The organism is Bacteroidia bacterium (assembly GCA_039924845.1).
Taxonomy (GTDB): domain Bacteria; phylum Bacteroidota; class Bacteroidia; order DATLTG01; family DATLTG01; genus DATLTG01.
Genome location: JBDTAC010000054.1, coordinates 86,304 through 106,320, shown reverse-complemented (window position 1 = coordinate 106,320; position 20,017 = coordinate 86,304). Strand labels below are relative to the sequence as shown.

Annotated in this window: 18 protein-coding genes; 5 read left to right on the top strand and 13 right to left on the bottom strand. The window is 34.3% G+C overall.

The annotated features are described in order from the left end of the window. Positions 1-10 precede the first annotated feature (10 nt). From nuoK to ABIZ51_06010, 9 genes are all read right to left on the bottom strand, one after another. Positions 11-328, bottom strand: a complete 318-nt coding sequence (gene nuoK, locus ABIZ51_06050) for an NADH-quinone oxidoreductase subunit NuoK (protein ID MEO7088339.1) — start codon at positions 326-328, stop codon at positions 11-13. Positions 329-331: 3 nt separating this feature from the next. Next, positions 332-829: an NADH-quinone oxidoreductase subunit J gene (locus ABIZ51_06045; protein MEO7088338.1), complete on the bottom strand. Its 498-nt coding sequence runs from the start codon at positions 827-829 to the stop codon at positions 332-334. Then, positions 829-1,392 carry an NADH-quinone oxidoreductase subunit I gene (locus tag ABIZ51_06040; GenBank protein MEO7088337.1) on the bottom strand — a complete coding sequence of 188 codons (564 nt, stop codon included), beginning with the start codon at positions 1,390-1,392 and terminating at the stop codon, positions 829-831. The genes ABIZ51_06045 and ABIZ51_06040 overlap by 1 nt, the downstream gene beginning before the upstream one ends. A gap of 4 nt (positions 1,393-1,396) precedes the next feature. Then, positions 1,397-2,443 (bottom strand): NADH-quinone oxidoreductase subunit NuoH, encoded by a 1,047-nt coding sequence (gene nuoH, locus ABIZ51_06035; GenBank protein ID MEO7088336.1) that lies wholly within the window; start codon positions 2,441-2,443, stop codon positions 1,397-1,399. Positions 2,444-2,449: 6 nt separating this feature from the next. Then, the gene (locus ABIZ51_06030; GenBank protein ID MEO7088335.1) at positions 2,450-3,421 is read right to left on the bottom strand and encodes a 2Fe-2S iron-sulfur cluster-binding protein; all 972 of its coding nucleotides are present in this window, start codon (positions 3,419-3,421) and stop codon (positions 2,450-2,452) included. 114 nt (positions 3,422-3,535) lie between these two features. After that, positions 3,536-4,012: a hypothetical protein gene (locus ABIZ51_06025; protein ID MEO7088334.1), complete on the bottom strand. Its 477-nt coding sequence runs from the start codon at positions 4,010-4,012 to the stop codon at positions 3,536-3,538. A gap of 4 nt (positions 4,013-4,016) precedes the next feature. After that, complete coding sequence (locus tag ABIZ51_06020; GenBank protein MEO7088333.1) at positions 4,017-4,529, bottom strand: hypothetical protein; 513 nt, start codon at positions 4,527-4,529, stop codon at positions 4,017-4,019. Between the two features lie 22 nt (positions 4,530-4,551). Next, positions 4,552-4,785, bottom strand: a complete 234-nt coding sequence (locus tag ABIZ51_06015; GenBank protein ID MEO7088332.1) for a hypothetical protein — start codon at positions 4,783-4,785, stop codon at positions 4,552-4,554. Between the two features lie 40 nt (positions 4,786-4,825). Then, complete coding sequence (locus tag ABIZ51_06010) at positions 4,826-7,285, bottom strand: T9SS type A sorting domain-containing protein (GenBank protein ID MEO7088331.1); 2,460 nt, start codon at positions 7,283-7,285, stop codon at positions 4,826-4,828. A 202-nt stretch (positions 7,286-7,487) separates the two neighbouring features. Here ABIZ51_06010 and ABIZ51_06005 point away from each other — a divergent pair, with 202 nt between their 5' ends. Together ABIZ51_06005 and ABIZ51_06000 are read left to right on the top strand one after the other, a co-directional pair. Then, positions 7,488-9,851 (top strand): polysaccharide biosynthesis tyrosine autokinase, encoded by a 2,364-nt coding sequence (locus tag ABIZ51_06005; GenBank protein MEO7088330.1) that lies wholly within the window; start codon positions 7,488-7,490, stop codon positions 9,849-9,851. A 17-nt stretch (positions 9,852-9,868) separates the two neighbouring features. Continuing rightward, on the top strand, positions 9,869-10,738 hold the full coding sequence (locus ABIZ51_06000) for an ABC transporter permease (GenBank protein MEO7088329.1): 870 nt from the start codon (positions 9,869-9,871) through the stop codon (positions 10,736-10,738). Positions 10,739-10,907: 169 nt separating this feature from the next. Here ABIZ51_06000 and ABIZ51_05995 read toward each other — a convergent pair whose 3' ends face one another. Genes ABIZ51_05995 through ABIZ51_05980 form a run of 4 tightly spaced genes read right to left on the bottom strand, consistent with a single transcriptional unit; the run spans position 10,908 to position 17,041 of the window. Next, positions 10,908-12,881, bottom strand: a complete 1,974-nt coding sequence (locus ABIZ51_05995; protein MEO7088328.1) for a T9SS type A sorting domain-containing protein — start codon at positions 12,879-12,881, stop codon at positions 10,908-10,910. A gap of 2 nt (positions 12,882-12,883) precedes the next feature. Further along, positions 12,884-13,690, bottom strand: a complete 807-nt coding sequence (locus ABIZ51_05990) for a PASTA domain-containing protein (protein ID MEO7088327.1) — start codon at positions 13,688-13,690, stop codon at positions 12,884-12,886. A gap of 8 nt (positions 13,691-13,698) precedes the next feature. After that, positions 13,699-16,410, bottom strand: a complete 2,712-nt coding sequence (locus ABIZ51_05985) for a D-alanine--D-alanine ligase (protein MEO7088326.1) — start codon at positions 16,408-16,410, stop codon at positions 13,699-13,701. Positions 16,411-16,447: 37 nt separating this feature from the next. Beyond that, positions 16,448-17,041, bottom strand: coding sequence for a non-canonical purine NTP diphosphatase (locus ABIZ51_05980; protein ID MEO7088325.1), 594 nt, complete (start codon positions 17,039-17,041; stop codon positions 16,448-16,450). Between the two features lie 70 nt (positions 17,042-17,111). On the opposite strand from ABIZ51_05980, the gene ABIZ51_05975 reads away from it, so the two are divergent. Genes ABIZ51_05975 through ABIZ51_05965 form a run of 3 tightly spaced genes read left to right on the top strand, consistent with a single transcriptional unit; the run spans position 17,112 to position 20,014 of the window. After that, a complete protein-coding gene (locus tag ABIZ51_05975) occupies positions 17,112-17,999 on the top strand; it encodes a sulfotransferase (GenBank protein ID MEO7088324.1) in 888 nt (295 codons plus the stop codon). A gap of 1 nt (position 18,000) precedes the next feature. Beyond that, entirely contained in the window at positions 18,001-18,819 is an 819-nt protein-coding gene (locus tag ABIZ51_05970; GenBank protein MEO7088323.1) for an ABC transporter permease, read from the top strand. Between the two features lie 4 nt (positions 18,820-18,823). Next, positions 18,824-20,014 (top strand): hypothetical protein, encoded by a 1,191-nt coding sequence (locus tag ABIZ51_05965; protein ID MEO7088322.1) that lies wholly within the window; start codon positions 18,824-18,826, stop codon positions 20,012-20,014. The last annotated feature ends 3 nt before the right edge of the window (positions 20,015-20,017 follow it).

The window sequence follows — 20,017 nt, the reverse complement described above, 5'->3', positions numbered from 1 at the left end:
TAATCTTAATTTATCCTTTTAATTTATTCAAAAAATCAATGTCTGTTGTTTTGGTATTTCTGTAAATCATCACCAAAATCGCTAATCCTACTGATACTTCCGCCGCTGCCACTGCCATAATGAAAAATACAAAAACTTGTCCTGCGCCATCTGAATGATACGATGAAAAAGAAACGAGCAATAAATTAACCGCATTCAACATCAACTCAATAGACATAAAAATAATAATCGCATTTCTGCGTAGTAACACGCCCATCACGCCAATTGAAAATAAAATGGCACTGAGTAAAATATAAAAGTTCAACGGAATAATTTGTATCGCACTCATTTTTTAATTGATTTCTTTTTTACCCAACATTACTGCACCCACCATGGCTGCTAAAAATAAAATAGATGATAGTTCAAACGGTAATAAAAATTGAGAAAATAATACTTGTCCTAAATTTTTTACCAATCCGATATTCGGTCTAAATTGACTTGCTGCTTGAATGGTTTCTGAGCCTTTTAGCGTTGCAACCAACACAACCATTAATGCTCCTCCCGAAATAACTGCGGCTAATTTTATCCATATATTTTTGTGCGGTTCTGTTTCTTTATTCAAATTCAACAACATAATTACGAAAAGGAAAAGTACCATTATCGCTCCGGCATAAACGATGATATGAACCGCTGCCAAAAACTGTGCATTCAATAAAACATATTGTCCGGCTATCGCGAAAAAAGTAAGTACTAAATAGAGTACGCTGTGAACAGGATTTTTAGCAAAAATAACCATCAACGCACAGAAGATAGAAACAAAAGCTAAAAAATAAAATAGATAAGTCGTCATTATATATTGTGTGCGTAGTTTTTATTCTTTTTAAATTCTCTTACTTCCTCGGTCTGTCTGAGAGATACATCCACTCTATCATTAACAGGTTCTACCAAAATATCTTTTCCGAAAACAAATCCTCCGCGTTCATAATTGCTGGGAATAATTCTATCTGTTAGAAAAATGGCTTCTTTCGGGCAAGCTTCTTCGCAATCACCACAAAAAATACAGCGCAACATATTTATTTCATAAACAGACGCATACTTTTCTTCGCGGTATAATTTTTCTTCTCCAGGTTTTCGTTCAGAAGCTGTCATTGTAATGGCTTCTGCCGGACAAGCAAGGGCGCAAAGTCCGCAGGCAGTACATCTTTCCGCACCAATTTCATCTCTCTTTAAAACGTGTTGTCCACGATATACTTTACTGTGTTCTCTTTTTTGTTCAGGATAATTAATCGTTACTTTTTTAGTGAAAAAATGTTTTAACGTAATTGCCATACCAGCCAAAATAGCAGGAAAATAGAGCTTTTCTGCTAAGCTCAATTCTTTTTTTGCTACTATTTTAGATCTATTGGTAAGCATTTTTTTATTTAATAAAGTAATGAATAATATCTTGTCTCAGTATAAAAACGCCTGTCAGCACAATGTTTATGAGCGACAAAGGTATTAATATTTTCCATCCTAAATTCATCAATTGGTCGTAACGGAAGCGCGGCAATGTCCAGCGTATCCACATAAAAAAGAAGATGAAGAAAAATATTTTCGCGAACATAAATACAACGCCTAAAGTTGCGAGCATATTGGGGTCGTGTACAAATCGTCCGAGGCAGGGCATGTTGTATCCGCCAAAATAAAAAGTAGAAATAATAGCAGAAGAAATAAACATATTGATGTATTCCGCAAACAAATAAAATCCCAATTTCATGCTACTGTATTCGGTATGATAACCGCCTACCAACTCGGTTTCACATTCAGGCAAATCAAAAGGTGCGCGATTTGTTTCCGCGAAAGCGCAGATAAGAAAAATTAAAAATCCAAGTGGTTGATAAAACACATTCCAGCGCCAACCATTTTGTTGCGCGGCAATTTCTTTCAAACTGAGCGTTCCTGTCATCATTACCAAAGCAATGATTGCCAAGCCCATCGCAACTTCGTAACTAATCATTTGTGAAGAAGCCCGAAGCGCACCCAACAGAGAATATTTATTGTTAGATGCCCAACCGCCAATCATAATGCCGTAGACCCCGATAGAAACTACTCCGAAAAGATATAAAATACCAATGTTTACATCGGTAATTTGCAGTGGATACGGTTTTCCGTTAATAGTAAGTTGTGTTCCCCAAGGAATTACAACACTCGTCATACAAGCCGTGAGCATGGATAAACTTGGTCCGAGAATAAATAAAAATTTATTCGAAACGTTCGGAATGATTTCTTCCTTCATGAACATTTTTATTCCGTCAGCTAAAGGTTGTAAAATTCCGAAAGGTCCTGCGCGATTGGGTCCCAAACGATCTTGCATAAATGCGGCTACTTTCCTTTCGGCATAAGTGGAATACATTGCCACAAATAAAGAAATAACAAAAACAATCAGTACTAAAATTAATTTATAAATGAGATAAGATACGGTCATGAAAAATTATTTTTTCTCGGCTAATTTTTTCTGTTGTTTTCCCACATCCATACGCAAACTTTGCAATACTTCATAATGATTTTGAGCAATTACGGAATGACGATCAATATGACGAGGTCCTTCAATTACCCAATCATTAATGTGTTTTTTATCAAAACGACATTCGTTACAAATAAACTCTTCCACTTCTCCATTTTTATCTTTTCGTCCAGTAACGCGCAAAACTTCCTCGCCTTTTTCCCACAAAGCTACTTTTCCGCAACATTTCTTACAATCTCTGTGTGCATCCATCGGTTTGGTAAACCAAACGCGACTTTTGAAACGGAATGTTCTGTCGGTAAGCGCGCCAACAGGACAAACATCAATCATGTTTCCCGAAAAATCATTTTCAACAACATTTTTTATGTAGGTCGAAATTTCCGACACATCGCCTCTGAACATTACTCCATGAACGCGTTTATCTGTTAATTGTTCCGCTACGCGAACGCAACGATAACAAAGGATACAGCGTGTCATGTGTAATTTTATTTTTTCTCCAATATCTATTTTTTCGAAAGTTCTTCTTCTAAATTGATAACGAGTGGTTGCCAAACCGTGTGCGTAACTTAAATCTTGCAAATCGCATTCTCCAGCTTGGTCGCAAATAGGGCAATCCAAGGGATGATTAATCAATAAAAATTCAACAACACCTTTTCTGGCTTCTAATACATCTGGTGAAGTAAGGTTTTGCACCACCATTCCGTCTTGCACTTGCGTGGAACAAGAAACCATTAATTTTGGCATCGGACGCGGATCTTTTGTTGAACCTTGTGCCACTTTTACTAAACACGTGCGGCAATAACCTCCTGTTGATTTTAATTTGGAATAATAACACATGGCAGGCGGTACGATTGCTCCCCCAATCATTCGGGCAGCATTCAGGATGGTTGTTCCATCGGGCACTTCTATCTCTACTCCGTCAATCGTAACTTTTGCCATCGTAAAAAATAATTTTTCGCGGCACAAATGTAAAAAGAATATTCTAAAAACAAGTTCGAATAAGTGGATTGAAAAAATAATTTTTCAACCGCTTGTGTGAAACTAAAAATTACACTATTTCTTTTCACTTAATTTAAAAGCGGGAATCAGCACCATCATTATCAAAGGAGATTGTGCGATGTGCATAAAATAGCGCGATAATTCATAGCCATTTTCACGGAAAATTGGAATTAAATATCCACATCCGGTAAATACCAAAGCGATCGAAAATACTGCGATGTAAGCGTACAAACTGATTTTCAAAAAGTTTTTTTTATCGAATAATAGTTTTGTAACGAGCAACGTAATCAATAAAAAAATACCCGAAAAAAGAAATGTAAATAGCCACTTAAATTTAATTAATTGAAGATAATTAAAATTCTTCATCCACCTTAATGACGTTGGTAAATCATCATTTGCCATTTTATAATATTGAATCCCGATTTCGCGGTTGGTGTGAATAAAAATAAAGTCGCGGAGATAACCGAAAAAAAGAATAAGTGCAATAATGACTGTCAAAAAAATAATTTTTCGAAGCGATAATTTTTTCATGAAATTATTTTTGTTTCGAGAATTTATTTGCCCAAAGCATCCATAAAAAAAAGATGTAACCGTACATTAAAATCGTAAAAGTGTAGCTGTGATTGAATTCTGTTAATTTAATAGATTTAATTTCAATCATCGCCAAAGCCACAACACGTAGGGAATTGAGAATTTGAATGGATAAAATTCCGAGTGGTATAAAAATTATTTTTTTGAACCATGCTCCAGGATATGCAATTATAAATCCGGAAAAAAGTGCGAATAATTCGATGCCGTTGCAATTATCGCCCATCCAAAGTCCGTTGGTACCATCGATTCCGATGAGCCGATCTGCGCCTGTAAAAAGTTTGTAGTGCATTAATTCGAGTATTTTTTTACTCATCGCCAATGTTTTGTCAATGACAAATAAATCGCAGGTTTCTTTTGGATGTAACCAAAAATCATACAGCACATACCACAAAATGTATAGTGCGAACGCTTTCAGTAAAAATAAAACGACAGGATTTTTAAGAAAAGAAGTATTCATTTAAAATGAAAAGACATCTGAATTATAATTCAGATGTCTTTTTAGAGTTGTCATAAATTTTTTTTCCACCGTAAATAACACCAAGTGCTATCAACAAAACAATTCCTCCATTTAAAGGCACACTGCATGGGGGAGGCCAACATGGAGGGTTTCCTGGTCCACCCGGAGGAGGAGGTTGTGAAAAAACGACGTCTATAAAAAACGGACTTAATGTGAATAGGAAAAATAAAATAAATGCTCTACAATTTTTTTTCATACGATTATTTTGTTTTCGCAAAAATATACAAATTATCTTCTTAGTAATAAATTTTCTTTGTGATGACTTGGTTATTAGTATGAATAACCACAAGGTAAATATTATTGCTCGGAACAATATTTAATCTCACATTGTTTTGAGATACTTCTACCGTTTCGTCAGAAATCACTTTTTGTCCAAGTACATTGTAAACAGAAATTACGGCAGTTTGAGGTTGAGCGAAATTGAAATTAGTAAATACTCCATTTGCCGAAGAAGTTACATTCACGTTGTTTTCCAAATACGGATTGTTTGCAATAGACAAGGCGCAATTACCTGCCGAATGTTTAAAATGGATGAGGAATTGATTGATTTTAGATGTATCACTTACTTGAAAAGAGTAAGAATTTGTATTTCCAAGAGAAATTGTTTTATTGTTAGTAAGATCTTCTAAGGTAACACAATCGTATTTCTGCAAATTATTAATACCTTCGAAAGAAATGGTATAGGTAGCAGCCAAGCCTCCTTTAGCAATTAATGGAATAGTCATTTCATCACTTAGGTCGGGCATTTGGTTTACGGTAAGATGTTGATTATCGCTGCTCAGTGTATATAATTCAGGAGCTGTTGATTCAAAACTGGATCTGAACAATACGTCTTCATTTACATTAAAGTTTGCAGATGCGTTTTGCGTAAACTGTAATACTGTTCCGTCAGAAAAAGAATTTACATTGTTGCTCAATTGCATTCTAATCCAGTCTGATGGATTGGGAGCTTGTTGAGCTACGATAGGAATATCTGTAGCTGTTTTTTCAGTTTCTTTAAAAGTTACGGTTGTGGAACCTCCAGAAGGAGTGCATTCAAAGCCCTGGCACATAGTAATAACATTAGGATTTGCGGCTAACTTACTGCTTCCATTACTTACAGTTGTACCATTTGACGACACCCATGTTCCAGTTGCTTCGTCATAAATTTGAAAACTTCCTGTGATAAGACTGCTATTGTCGCTATGAAAATTAGTCCATAAAATAGGAGATGGATATGGATTTCCGATAAGATTAAATCCATTTCCTTGCCCACTTGTATATGTAATATTTTTCGTGATATTGCCAAAATTAGGCAATCCTTTTGAAGCAAAAGCAAAAGATGCCATAGGTCCGCCAGGACTTCCATTTCCAAAATATAAATACAAGCCCAAAGCTGGAGATAAAACGTAACTGGTTGTTGTTACAGCTACGTAAGCATTTGTTGGTTCATTAATGGTATAAACAGAATGGTAACTTCCAGCATTTCCGTGTACTCCTCCAATCCCACTCATGTAAAAGCCTGGATCATTGTCCCAAACACTTAAAGTCATATTTTTAATGGGAGTACTTAAACATTGATAGTCGGTTTTAGTTCCAGTTATGTAACGCTGTATAATATAATTTCCTAACAGGGAACTGCCCGATGGGACTGTACCTATACGTGCAGTTGCAGTAGCATTCGAAATCAATGTCAATAAAGAACTTCCTGCATTAAAATTACCTGCGGTAATACCAAGTGTACCAGTTAAGGTAGAGGTGCTTGCCAAAGTTAATCCAGCACTGTTTGACAATGTCAGATTGTTAAAAGGATTGCTTCCTGTTCCGCTTATTGTTTGCGCAGAAGTTCCGTTAAAAGTTACCGTACCAGTATTGTTTGTGATGGTACCATTGTTAAGCCAATTACCTGCAATATTTAAATTTTTACCATTAACATTTAGTGTACCTGCTGATTTTATATTCAAATTAGTGATTGTTAAGTTGGATGAAGCTGTTTTTGCTGCCCCTCCGATAATTAAAGTATAATAAGTATTCCCATTAGTGGTGGAAATATTGTAATTACTATTTTCATAATCCACAGTATCATTAACAGCAGATGTGTTTATCGTAAAGTTGCCTTGGTTTGTAAATCCTATTAATTGAAACCCCACATAAGAACCTGCAGCATTTGTCCATACTGCTGGGCCTGTTGTTCCATCTACTTTAATGGATCCATTGTGAGTAGAAACGTGGCCTTGGTTTGTAACTGAACAGGAAGGATACGTAGTAACGTTTAGCCAAAAATTTCCACCATTTACTTTATTCACGGTTCCTGTAATTGTTTGGGAAGTGCCATTAAACCAAACATCTCCAGAGTTCGTATTCGCCCCAGCCCCAACTATTATAATCCCAGTACCTTTATGCCCAGTTTTCCCTGTACCTGCGTAAGTCCCATTGTTTGTAAAAACTCCAAAAATATTTAGAGAATTAGCTGCGTTACCAGGGTTATTATTACTTAGCGTGGCACCACTGTTTATAGTTACATTCAGAGCCTTGCCATTAGCCACTAAGGTTACATTTCCAGAAAGTATGGTAACATTATCCGTATTGGCAGGAATACCATTTGGAGTCCAAGTAGTAGCTGTATTCCAATCTCCTCCGTTGCTTGTATAATTAGTTGCGTCCGTTATTAGGCAAACAAAAAACAACAATCCGATCGTAGCGTATAATTTTTTCATAATATTACGTTTTTAAGTGTTGCAAATATAACTAAGTAATTTCGAAAATCCAAATGTATTTACGATATTTCACCAAATAAAGTTTCTTATTATTTTTGCATTCGACAAATTATTTATTAACACACTATCATTTTATGTTTAAATTTGTCGCTTATTTTCATCCTTTAAAAGAAAATACTCTCTGCAAAATTGATTGAGAAATATGGCGCAAAAAAATAATGCTATCATTGATATACAGGATATAAAAGCCGTTTTGCGGATTTTTTCTAAAAACTGGTATATTTTAGTCTGTTTAGTAGCCGCGGCATTTGTTATTTCGCAAGTGTACTTATACAAAATACCAGATGTTTATTCGGCAGAAACCGAAATTTTGCTAAAAAACGATAATTTCGATTCGAAAAATTTAATTTCTTCAGAAGGAGCTGGAGGATATTATGGATCTGGACAAACTTATGTAGATAACACCAACGAATTACGTGTCTTGCAATCCTATGATCTTATTCAAAAAGCTGTAGATAGGATGAATTTGGGTATTTCGTATTTTATTGTAGGGAGATTTGCTTCTCGCGAAATGTATGATGGTTCTCCGTTTAAAATACAAGTAGGAAACATCAATTCGGGTTTGTACGAAAATATGATGCATTTCAAAATTTTGAATGTACACCAATACCAAATTACTTATACCGAAGGCGATCAAGAGCAAAAATTTGTCGGAACGTTTGATGAGTTTTCGGTGAATAGTGATATGAAATTATTAGTTACAAAATCTCCTCAAGTCAATCGAAATACAATAAGAAGTTTAGAAAACTCCGATTATACGATAAAAATACACAATCCGAAAAACTTGGTATATCGTTATAGAGGTGCTCTAAGCGTTGCAATCATTGATTATACAAATATTCTTCAAGTAAGTCTCCGAGACAATGTTCCAGAAAGAGCCATTGCTTTTTTGGATACACTCGCGGAAGTATACATGGAAAATTCTTTGAAATCCAAAATTAAAATAAATGCTAATACGCTTTTCTATATTGATAAGCAGATGGCAGAAGTTAGTACCATTTTGGACAGCGTGCAAAATGATTTACAACATTACAAGGAAAACAAAAATATTTTAGATCTTGGAAAAGAAGAAGATGATTATTTTACTAAATTGAGTGATTTTGATAAGACAAAATCCATGCTGCAAATGCAAATTGGAGCGTTGGACGCCTTAGAGAAATACATTATTGAAAATAAAGATCCGGAATTTCTACCCCCCGCTGTTTATATTGTCAGCAACGATGCTTTTTTGAAAAAAAGTGTGGATGAATTGTACAGTATGCAAATTTCCATTAATTCTACTTTGACGGATGCCACTGAAAAAAATCAAAATATTAGAAATGCCAATGAAAAAATAAAATTATTGAAAAATAATTTGCTGATTTATATCGGAAATTCTAGAGTAGCATTGAATTCGCAAATTAAGGATGTAAATGGACAAGTAGATGCTTATGTAAGCAGCATAAAAACCATTCCTGCCAAACAAAGAGGACTTGTGGATATTGAGCGAAATATGCAAGTAAATGAAAATATGTACGAGTTTTTATTGCAAAAAAGAGCCAATACTACTATTGCCCAAGCTACTATTATCCCTGAAACAGAAGTGATTGAAACTGCTCGTTCCATGGGCGTTGTTGCGCCTCAAAAATCAAAAATAAGTTATATGTTTATGGGGGTTGGCGCTATCATAAGTCTTATTATTATTTTTATTAGAACCGTATTTTTCGAAAAAATAGAAAGTATAGAAGAGCTAAAAGAAAAAACGGATTTACCCATATTGGGAGAAATTTTATTTGATCAAAGCGTAAAAGATATCCTCGTTACTGTTGAAAATAATCCGAAATCGCCGATAATAGAATCCTTCCGAACCATTCGTACCAATTTACAATACATGGATACCGAGGGAGGTTCAAAAGTAATTCTCATCACTTCCAATGTTCCGGGGGAAGGAAAAACTTTTTGCTCCGTTAATTTAGCAACTATTTTGGCTAAATCGGAGCGAAAAGTATTGTTATTAGAGTTAGATTTACACAAACCGCGCGTACACAAAGCCTTGAATATGTCATCCGAAATAGGTATTTCAACCATTATCATTGGAAAAAATACTATACAAGAATGTATTCTGAAAAGTAGCATCGACAATTTAGATGTGCTTTTATCGGGTCCTCTACCTCCGAATGCTTCCGAATTAATTCTTTCTAAACGTATGAATGAAATATTCGAATACGGAAAAGCGCACTATGATTATATAATTATTGATACTCCTCCTGTCGGTTTGATTTCCGATGCACTTGCATTGATGAAATATGCAAATGTTAATTTGTATGTGATTAATACCAAATCTGCTTACAAAGAATCCATTGCAAATGCGCATGAAATTGTAACCAATAATAAAATCAATAATTTGGGCATCGTTTTAAACGGGGTGAAACGTAAAAAATCAAAATATTATTACAACCGTTATGCTTATGGTTACGGCTATGGATACGGTTATGGAGGCAACTACGGTTACGGCGATAAAAAATAATTTTTCGGACACAATTTATGGAGGATAAAAAAATAGAAGGAAACGAAGAATGGTCTTTGGTAGTGAAACCAACTTCTGGATGGTTTGATTTACACTTGTCGGATGTTTGGCGTTACCGAGATTTAATCATGCTTTTTGTTCGTAGAGATTTTGTTTCCGTTTACAAACAAACTATTTTAGGTCCAGCATGGTTTGTCATTCAACCCATTCTCACTACCATTATGTTTATGGTTGTTTTTGGAGGCATTGCTAAAATTCCGACGGATGGTATTCCTGGCGCCTTATTTTACCTTTCCGGTTTAACGGTTTGGAATTATTTTGCAACCTGTTTTAATAAAACATCTTCTACATTCCTTGCCAATGCTGCTATTTTCGGGAAAGTTTATTTTCCGCGATTGGCTGCCCCAGTCTCTTCCATCATCAGTAGTATGATTAGTTTAATGATACAATTTTTACTTTTTATTCTTGTATTTATTTATTTTATTTTATTCAAAAGTATTTCTTTTCATTTCAATATGTACATGTTACTAATTCCGTATCTCATTGTGATAATGGGCGGTTTAGGACTCGGTTTCGGAATTATTATTTCGTCTTTAACAACTAAATACCGCGATTTGACGTACCTCGTAGGTTTTGGCGTTCAATTAATAATGTATGCCACACCAGTTGTTTATCCATTATCTTTAGTAAAAGATACCAAATTTAGAATGGTAGTACTTGCCAATCCGATGAGTTCGATTGTAGAAACATTTCGTTATGCCTTTTTTCCGAAAGGCGAATTTCACTGGCTGTATTTGGCTTACAGCAGTATTTTTATGTTAATAATCCTTTTCTTCGGAGTTTTATTATTCAACAGAACCGAAAAAAATTTCATGGATACCGTTTAATCGGTTGAAAAATTATTTTTTCGAACGATGTATTTTGAGCTCAAAAAGGAGCTTCGGAAAATTATTTTTTTGAACCGTGTTTTTCAGCAAAATTATTTTTCCGCGTTACGATTCAAATTTCTTGTTTGAAAAATTATTTTTTTGAGAGCTGTTTTTTTAGTAGAAAAATTTATCGCGTAATCACTAATTTCTTCACCGAAAAATTATTTTTTTCATCTTGTATTTTCACAAAATAAATTCCTGCTGAGAGCGCAGAAATATCCAATGTCTCATTTATTTTAAAGGCAGAATTACTCAACACATTTCTTCCGAAAGCATCGTAAATAGTAATGTTTAATGTATTCAACAATAAAGAAGAACTGCAATTAATGTGAATAAATGTATTTGCGGGATTCGGGAAAAGGGAAATCAAATTAGAGTTCATGGATAATTCTTTCACGCCAAGTGCGGGTATTGTATCAAAATTTCCAAAAACAGGGCGAAACATCAACGAACCTTGAAAGCCTGATTGCTGCCAAGTACCAGTAACATTGTAATACAAATTGGTGTGGCTATCTGTATTTTCATCGAAACCAATATTTAATGGTTGCGCAAATTCTTGAATCATCCCTATATAATAAGTCCCCGCGTTCAAATGCAAATAAGTACGTGAACTATCACCCCTTTTTAAATTATACGTATCAAACATAAAATAGCCGTTTGGCTGATAAATTGGCACATTGCTGCTATCTATATAAAATGGTGTACTTGCCGGAATTCCGCCTGCATCTGCCCAAATAGCCAAGCGGAAAGAATAAATAGCTGTATTTACTCCCGCAGGATCAAAATAAATTTGTGCGCCAAGTAATGTATCTGCTACATTTAGCACATAACGATAGGCTAATTTCGCAAAAGCTTGATTTAAGCCATACGCCAATTCGGCAGAGCCATCGTCGTACGCATAATAATTTTTAAACACTTGGTATGCGCGTATTGTATCGTTCGAGCGATCAAAATCCGGCGTTGTATTTAAAACATGTTCCACTTGATAATTGGTACTATCTATAAGCAACGGAAATTGATAGGAAACCGGCGGATGCGCTTGCGGCGCGTAATTGTCATATCCTCCTGCACTGTATGGATTAACGTTGATACTCCCTACCGGATAAGTATAAAGTACATTTTTGTAGGCATCTCGTATGTCGTAATAGTACGAAGTATTATCCACCGCATTGTCGTTATTACGAATGTAAGTATTGACAGATGTTCGCATATTGGCAGTTGTATATTGCTCCCAAGGCATGGATTCATAAGGCTGAATAAGTGATTGCGGCTTATACACAAACGCCACATCTTTAAAAACAGTATCGGTTTGACTTCTCAATTTATTGAGATACACATAATCAATATTCCACTGATTAAACGGGCCATTTAATGAGGCATAATTTTGAAATCGGAATTGAAAACCATTGTGCAAATAAGCGGTATCTGTTATCGGAACCATTACTAAGTGAAAAGCACTATCCGTTGGCGCAGGCGAATAACCTAAATGAAACCACACTTCTTTCCAAGGCTGGGTGGGCTGGTTAGGTGCCTTAAATTCCAATAAAATAGAATCGCTTGTTTTAGGAGAAATACCTCTTCCTTGTGCTTGATAATAGAAACTTAAATAAATAGAATCTGCCGCAGTAAGCGGAGTGCCAAGATTAATAGGGTTCGAAGTCAATTGGTCGGCAGCAAATGATCCAGAAACGGAATTAAAATTGTAAGGATATCCTTGTGCATTTAATCCATCAAGCGTTGCAACGCCAATGGTTACAGGAGCAATCGGGAAATCTGGATTTACATAAGCGTACTTATCCATCCACAAATGTTGATCGGGATAAACGGTGTCTTTCGAAAAATCATCTAAAAAAGGTAAACTGAGAGTATCGTTCGGGACTAAGGGCACAGAATCTAATGTTGGGTGTACAACCGTATCTTTAAATGTTGTTAAGCCTTGTGTGTAATTTGTTTGATGATGTTTACGCACCATTTGTTCATGCCATTTAGCAGCTACCGCAGGATTGTAGTGTAAAGGTGATAAAATTTCATATTGCGCGTGTCCTGCGAAAGAAAAAAGCAACAATAAAAACACACTCAAAAAAATATTTTTTTGCATCATGGTTATTCAGCGTTAGAAATGGTGTCTTGTTTAACAACAGGAATTTTACTGTTGTCGTTCGTAAAAAAAAGATCAATCGGACTCCCGATATTTAATGTTGCAGAAGAGGAATAACTAGGTTTCTGCATGTATATTTTTTCTCTCGCAGAATCAACAGGCGCATCGAACACAAGCGCACCTTCATTTAAGGAACTTTCTGCCAATTTAGCAAGTGCTTGCTGTTTGGTGAGTCCGATAAGATTTGGAATAGCCACTTCTTCATCGCCCAATCCTTTTCCCACAACTAAATCAATCACCGAACCTTTTGGAATTTTTGTGCCGGCTTCTATTTCTTTTCCATTATTGAGTTGTTTCAAAATACAATTGGCGCATACATCGGGAACGTATTTTATTTTTCCCATTTTCAAACCGTAAGTTTCAATCACGGAAGCTGCTTGGCGCAGCGATTGATCTGTGAGTTTCGGCATTTCTATTTGTGGAGGTAAAATCGACGTAACGTATAAATAAATCGTTCTTCCTTTTTTAACTTGAATGCCTTTTTCCGGTTCTTGTTTAATCACAATTCCTTTCGGAGATTTTGCATCATACACGGAATCAATAACGGTATAATGAAGATTTTTATCGGAAATAAAATGATCAATTTCTTGTGTTTTTAATCCGCTAAAATCAGGTACGGTAATGGATTGATTGTGCAAGGTATACGTGTCCAATATTTGCAAAACTCCCCAAAGCAAAACACTTACCAATACAATCGCTAAGGCGAGATGTTTAAAAAATGTTTTACTTTTTATAAAATCAATAACACTCATTTCGTAAATTAATTAGTTTGTAATTCTTTCTTTTTTTTCGCGAATGCAAAATCAATTATTTTATCAATAAAATCATACGGCTTGTAATTATTAATTGCCGCTTGATGAAAAATACACGTAGCGGGAGTCATGCCCGGCAATGAATTCACTTCTATAAAAATAACTTCAACTTTGTCAGGATTGTAAATTCGAACAAAGGCATCAATGCGCGTATAACCATTGATGTGCAATAGTTTTGCCGCAGCACCAAGTGTGTTTTTTACCTTCTCAGAAATTTTTTTTCGATCTTCATAATTCACAGAATACCTTGCAGGTGTTATGTTTTGACCTTGTCCCGCCAAAAATTTTTCTTCCAAGGATAAAACTTCTCCTTCGCTTAAAGCTTCTGATGCTTCAAAAACTTCATATTCAACATTTCCATTTCTATCATATTTGGTGAGCATTCCGCCAGTAATTTCTAAAAAATGAGGAGCATCTTTTTTCGAGATTAATTCTTCAATCAAAAAAATATTTTTTTGAGGGAATTCTTCTTTTACTTTTATATGAAGCGTTTCGGCAGCATTTTTATTAAATTCTTCTGAGTTTCTGAAAATCAATGTGGCAAAGGCTTCCAACTCTTTTTCGTTTTTTATTTTTTTGACGGCAGAACTGCACCCGTCATCTACTGGTTTTGCGATGAATGGAAAATTAATTTTTTGACGGATGTTTTCCAGCACTTCATTTTTATTAGTATTCCAGTCATTTTTAGAAACCAACAAATGCTCGGCAATTAAAAATCCATTTTCTTTTAAAATTTCATTGGTGCGAAATTTATCAATTGTAATTTGCGAGCTACTTGTATCAGAACCGTTGTAAGGCAAATTTATTTTTTCGAGTTTTTCTTGCACCGCTCCATCTTCGCCCGGACGACCATGCAGCGCAATAAAGACAACATCCGCCAACTTTGGTAAATCAGAATAATTTAATTTTTCTGGATGATCTAAACTTCCAGATTCACCATATTTTTCAGTAATAGCGACACATTCTTCCATTATTTTTTTTACAATCGGATGAATTTTATAATGTGCAATTTTTTCCTTGATATCATCTGCATTATCTTTCAACAAAATATTCACTGGAATGCGATACATGATGTGTTCATTTTCATTCCTCGTAAGGAAAATCGGAACAGGTTTGTATTTGGAAGATGACGCTAATTTTTCATAAATATTCCGACCACTTTCCACCGAAATATGTCGCTCCGAAGAATAGCCGCCTAAAATAACTGCGACTTTTATTTTTTCTGTAGAAGCATTTTTTTGATGTTTTATTTCTTCGTCTAAATGCCTTAGTAATTTTGTAATTACTAAACTGTTTTTTGTTGATAATGCCCGTTGCGAAAGCGAAGTGCGAATAATAAAAGTTAAAAATTGAGAAGGATTTAATCCAATTTCAGCTGCTTGATGAAAGAAAAAAGAAGATGGCATCATTCCCGAAGTCGTATTCGGATCATTCAAATAAATAACGCCTTTTTCATTTATAAATCCATCAATTCGCGCATACACATCAAAATTAAATTCGGTAAAAAGATGTTCACAAGCTTTGCGAATTTCCTGAATTTGCGAATCGGGTAAATTAATGGGCGTAATTTTTCGAGATAAACCGGGCAAATATTTCGAACGATAATCGAACAATTCTCCACCTTTTATTATTTCTGTAGGCGGCAATGCAACTGCATTTCCATCTTCATTTTGTAAAACGATGCAGGAAAATTCTTTTCCAGAAATAAATTCTTCGATGAGCGATAAATGTTCGCCGTCCAAAGACTCCAGCAAAATATTTTTTTCGGTAGCAGAAATTTTATTGAGATGAAAAATTAAATCTTGCGGATGATAAATAATGTCCGAAATTTTTGAAGATGAATTTGCTATTCTCACAGGAATTCCAATGCCTTCGCGAATATCTGTAAGTGTGCGCACAAAAACATTTTTTTGTGCATCGTCCATTTTTCTCCATTCAGACATAGAAATATCTGTGATGAAAAAACTTTTATTTACGGCTTTTATAAAATCATCAAAATTAGATTTTTGTAAAACAGAAATGCCGATAGAAGAACCTTGTGAAACAGATTTCACAACGATATTGTCACCAATTTCTTTTTTTAATTTTTCGAAAAAATATTTTTTGTCGAGCGTTTTTAGCCACTCTTCTTTTTTAATAATTCCGAATTTTGGAGAAGGAAATCCGGCATTTTTCATCAGCTTTTTTTGGATTGCTTTATCAATGCCAATGGCAGAAGGAAGTATGCCAGATCCAGAATACGGAATGCCAAGCGATTCGAACAAACCTTGAATTTTCCCATCTTCTCCGTAAGGTCCGTGCAAACACAAAAAAGCAAAATCGAAAATATTTTTTAATTCGTCTATCAGAATTTTTTTTCCAATTTTTAAAATCAATTCTTCTTGCTGTTGCGAATTCAAATTGCCTAAACTTTCGGCATAAATTTGAAAACCGCCTTCTTTTTTTGGAATTAATTCGGCGGGCGGATAAAAATCGCGAATGCTGCCTTTGTAAACATATTGCCAATCGAGCAAAATAAAATTTCCAAAACTGTCAATAAAAATAGGAATCGGCTCAAATAAGGATTTATTCAGATTGTCGTAAACCGTTCTGCCACCTGCAAAAGAAATTTCACGCTCTTTTGAAAAGCCTCCAAAAATAATTCCAATCTTCATTTTCATCTAAAAAACAGGTTGTTTTGTATGTAGCAAAGATATATTATTTTGAAGCAAAATGAGCGTGTTCATTCAAATAATTCATCAGTTTTTGAAAAGCCTTTGCACGGTGACTCAATTTATTTTTTTCGAGAAGGCTCATTTCGGAAAATGTTTTATCGTATCCATCAGGCACAAAAATCGGATCGTAACCAAAGCCATTATTACCGCGCTTTTCACTTAAAATAGTACCTGTAACAATGCCTTCAAAAATTATTTTTTCATCACCCATAATTAACGCAATAGCGGTTTTGAAACGCGCTTTTCGATTATTTATTTCATTCAGATCGAACAATACTTTTTGGATATTTGCTTCTGTATTTTTTTCATTGCCCGCATAACGAGCCGAAAAAGTGCCTGGTTTTCCGTTTAAAGCTTCAATTTCCAAGCCCGTATCGTCTGAAAAACAATTGTAGCCGTATTTCTCAAACACATAATTTGCTTTTTGTAGCGCATTCCCTTCAATGGTATCAGATGTTTCAGGAATATCTCCTGTACAAAAAATATCCGTTAAACTTAAAATTTTTACTTGAGATGAAATCAGTAAACGTGCTTCTTTTATTTTATCTTTGTTGCCGCTGGCAAAAACGAATTCCATAAATGTGATTTTTGTCCAAAAGTACAGAAGATTGAGATTATAAATTATAGACGGATTTTTTTATTTTTATATGGAGAGAAAAATTGATGTGATGATAGTGGGAGCTCAAAAGTCAGGTACTTCTTCCTTGTTGCGCTATCTTGGAGAGCATCCTGCGTGTTTGTGCCATTCCCAAAAAGAATTTAGTTATTTTTATGATGATAAAGAATACAGTCGTGGTTTTGAGAAGGCATTGAAAACTTTTTTTTCGCATCAAGAATATACCGAAGAAACAAAATTAATTTGCAAGAATGCAAATCTATATGCGAATGAAGAAGCCTTGATTCGTTTGAAAGAGCACAATCCGAAATGCGAAATTGTTTTTATCATGCGAAATCCGGTAGAGCGTACGTATTCCTCCTATTTGATGGAAAAAAATGCAGGTTCTGCCAAATTTGAATTTTCTGATTTACCCGATTTATATACAAAACACAAAGACGAAGAACTCTATTGGGGTTTCGATTATTTTATTGATTACAGTTTGTACGAGAAGCATTTGAAAAATATTTATCACTATTTCTCGAAAGAACAAGTTACCTTACTTTTCTACGAAGATTTAAAAAAAGATGCGAAAAACATTTGTGAAAAAATATTCAAAAAAATAAATGTGGATGATCATTTTGTGCCGAATGTAACTGTGATTTATAATCCCACACAAAAAACACGCTCATTTTTGTATGCGCGCGTTTTAAGACGATTATTGCACAATGAAAACCCTTTAAAAAAGGGATTGAAAAAATTAATTTCTGGACACGCTTCTTATCATTATGGAGAAGCTTTACGAAAAATAAATAAGATAAATGAAAAGCATCTTTCAATGGATGAGGATGTGCGCACCTTTTTACTCGAATTTTATAAGCCGTATAACGAAGAATTGTCAAAAATGATAGGTAAAGATTTAGCATTTTGGAATAAATAAAATGGAATACGAAATAAAACCAAAAGAAAAATTAAGCCTTGGTATTGCTGAACTTTGGCAATATCGAGAGTTGTTTTATTTTTTTACTTGGCGCGATATAAAAGTAAAATACAAACAAACTGTTTTAGGTTTTCTGTGGGCAGTTTTACAACCTTTTTTTATGATGATTATCTTTTCCGTTTTTTTTGGAAGAGCTTTAAAAGTACCATCCGAAAATTTACCTTATCCTGTTTTTGTTTTTTCCGGATTGTTGCTGTGGAATGTTTTTGCATCCGGCTTGACCGCTGCTGGAAATAGTATGATAAACAATGCGAATATTATCAAAAAGATTTATTTTCCGAGATTAATTATCCCAGTTTCTGCGGTATTAGTTGCTTTGTTCGATTTTTTAATGAGTTTCCTGATTTTTATCGGAATACTCTTGTATTTTCATACGCAGGTAGCTGTTTTAAAATTTATCGTTTTTATTCCGGCAGGATTAGTTATTGCAAGTATTTCCACTTTTGGTTTAGGTTCATTTTTGGCAGCTTTAAATATCAAATACCGAGATTTTCGTTACATCATTCCGTTTTTAGTACAAGCACTTTTGTTTTTAACTCCCGTCATTTATCCGGTTTCTATTCTAACGCATCAATGGATGAAATATATAATGGCATTAAATCCGATGTATGCCGCTATTGAATTGTTTCGGAATGCAATTGTAACGCAACCGTTGAACATGAATTTAATATTTATCAGTATTTGTTCATCTTTTATTTTATTTATAATTGGATTATTTTATTTCAGGAAAACAGAAAGTTATTTTGCCGATTTAGCATAAAAGGATGGAAACGAGATTGAAAAAATATGGCTGGTCTTCGGCTGAACATGAACTTCAGAAGGAAATATTTAGCTTATTACTTGAGAGGAAAAATTATTTTTTACAAACAACGTTGTTAGAAGTTCAAAAAGAGTTTCATGTTTCTATTTCGACATTTGATGATAATTTAATAGAGTATATAGAACTTGTAAAAGCAATTGTAAGATCTTTCTTGAGATACGATCCGTCTAGCATAAAACTTGCTAAATCTATTTGCCAAAAATTAAAAAGCACATACCAATTATCCTCTGAAATAAACTTTTGTACACTTCCTTACCCAATAATTCATTTTCCTTTTGACACTTCGGAAATTGGTCCAGAACATAAAGACGGATATGATTACATTAAGCATTTTTATACCACTTGGACTCCCTTAAATGAATGCACTTATCAACCGATAAGTATTATCGAAAAAACACACAAGAAAGATAATTTTTTGATGAGAAAAATTATAAAAAAAATAAAGATTGTAGCTACTTTTTTACATTCGTTAAAAAAGACTGTTAAGCCTGATTTAAAACTTGGTGAGTTTTTGCTTTGGCTGGGGAATACAGATCACGAAGGATTACAGAATATCAAGAATGATGTTACTATGGCATTGGTCTTCCGCTTTACAAGTTCTCCAATTATGTATGAAGGTACGCTTAGTGTTGAAGAACTTGAAAAATATTTTCTTGATGTCCCTGCCATTGATTCTGATAAATTGATAAAAAAAAGCATTCAAATTTTTAAGCAAATTGACGATCATGCGAAACAACAAGCTTATGAAAAAGAAACTTTTGAAAGTTTGGTGCAAAAAATAGACGAAAAAATAGTGGCGTGGAATTTAAAATCCTTTGAATCAAAAAGATTGTCATTTATGCTGACCTTGTGGGCACAGCGATTAGAAGTAAAAAAGGAAATCACCTTATTCTATTTATACGCGATTAATTTAACGCAAGATAATTTATATTCACTTCATAAAAGTTTGAATTATATTTTGAAAATTTACGGAGAACATTCTTTGAAATCTTATATCAAATTTATTATTAACAAAGGAAATAATGTTCAGGTGAGATATATAATCGAATCTTTTTGCAAAGAGAATAAGATTGACTTTGGCAGTTTGAATGACCTAAAAAAAGAAAACCTTCCACTATTAAATTGGTCTTTGTAATGA

Excerpts from the sequence above, each read along its gene's own strand:
- nuoK (MEO7088339.1), bottom strand. The coding sequence starts at position 328 with ATGAGTGCGATACAAATTATTCCGTTGAACTTTTATATTTTACTCAGT.
- ABIZ51_06045 (MEO7088338.1), bottom strand. The coding sequence starts at position 829 with ATGACGACTTATCTATTTTATTTTTTAGCTTTTGTTTCTATCTTCTGT.
- ABIZ51_06040 (MEO7088337.1), bottom strand. The coding sequence starts at position 1,392 with ATGCTTACCAATAGATCTAAAATAGTAGCAAAAAAAGAATTGAGCTTA.
- nuoH (MEO7088336.1), bottom strand. The coding sequence starts at position 2,443 with ATGACCGTATCTTATCTCATTTATAAATTAATTTTAGTACTGATTGTT.
- ABIZ51_06030 (MEO7088335.1), bottom strand. The coding sequence starts at position 3,421 with ATGGCAAAAGTTACGATTGACGGAGTAGAGATAGAAGTGCCCGATGGA.
- ABIZ51_06025 (MEO7088334.1), bottom strand. The coding sequence starts at position 4,012 with ATGAAAAAATTATCGCTTCGAAAAATTATTTTTTTGACAGTCATTATT.
- ABIZ51_06020 (MEO7088333.1), bottom strand. The coding sequence starts at position 4,529 with ATGAATACTTCTTTTCTTAAAAATCCTGTCGTTTTATTTTTACTGAAA.
- ABIZ51_06015 (MEO7088332.1), bottom strand. The coding sequence starts at position 4,785 with ATGAAAAAAAATTGTAGAGCATTTATTTTATTTTTCCTATTCACATTA.
- ABIZ51_06010 (MEO7088331.1), bottom strand. The coding sequence starts at position 7,285 with ATGAAAAAATTATACGCTACGATCGGATTGTTGTTTTTTGTTTGCCTA.
- ABIZ51_06005 (MEO7088330.1), top strand. The coding sequence starts at position 7,488 with ATGGCGCAAAAAAATAATGCTATCATTGATATACAGGATATAAAAGCC.
- ABIZ51_06000 (MEO7088329.1), top strand. The coding sequence starts at position 9,869 with ATGGAGGATAAAAAAATAGAAGGAAACGAAGAATGGTCTTTGGTAGTG.
- ABIZ51_05995 (MEO7088328.1), bottom strand. The coding sequence starts at position 12,881 with ATGATGCAAAAAAATATTTTTTTGAGTGTGTTTTTATTGTTGCTTTTT.
- ABIZ51_05990 (MEO7088327.1), bottom strand. The coding sequence starts at position 13,690 with ATGAGTGTTATTGATTTTATAAAAAGTAAAACATTTTTTAAACATCTC.
- ABIZ51_05985 (MEO7088326.1), bottom strand. The coding sequence starts at position 16,410 with ATGAAAATGAAGATTGGAATTATTTTTGGAGGCTTTTCAAAAGAGCGT.
- ABIZ51_05980 (MEO7088325.1), bottom strand. The coding sequence starts at position 17,041 with ATGGAATTCGTTTTTGCCAGCGGCAACAAAGATAAAATAAAAGAAGCA.
- ABIZ51_05975 (MEO7088324.1), top strand. The coding sequence starts at position 17,112 with ATGGAGAGAAAAATTGATGTGATGATAGTGGGAGCTCAAAAGTCAGGT.
- ABIZ51_05970 (MEO7088323.1), top strand. The coding sequence starts at position 18,001 with ATGGAATACGAAATAAAACCAAAAGAAAAATTAAGCCTTGGTATTGCT.
- ABIZ51_05965 (MEO7088322.1), top strand. The coding sequence starts at position 18,824 with ATGGAAACGAGATTGAAAAAATATGGCTGGTCTTCGGCTGAACATGAA.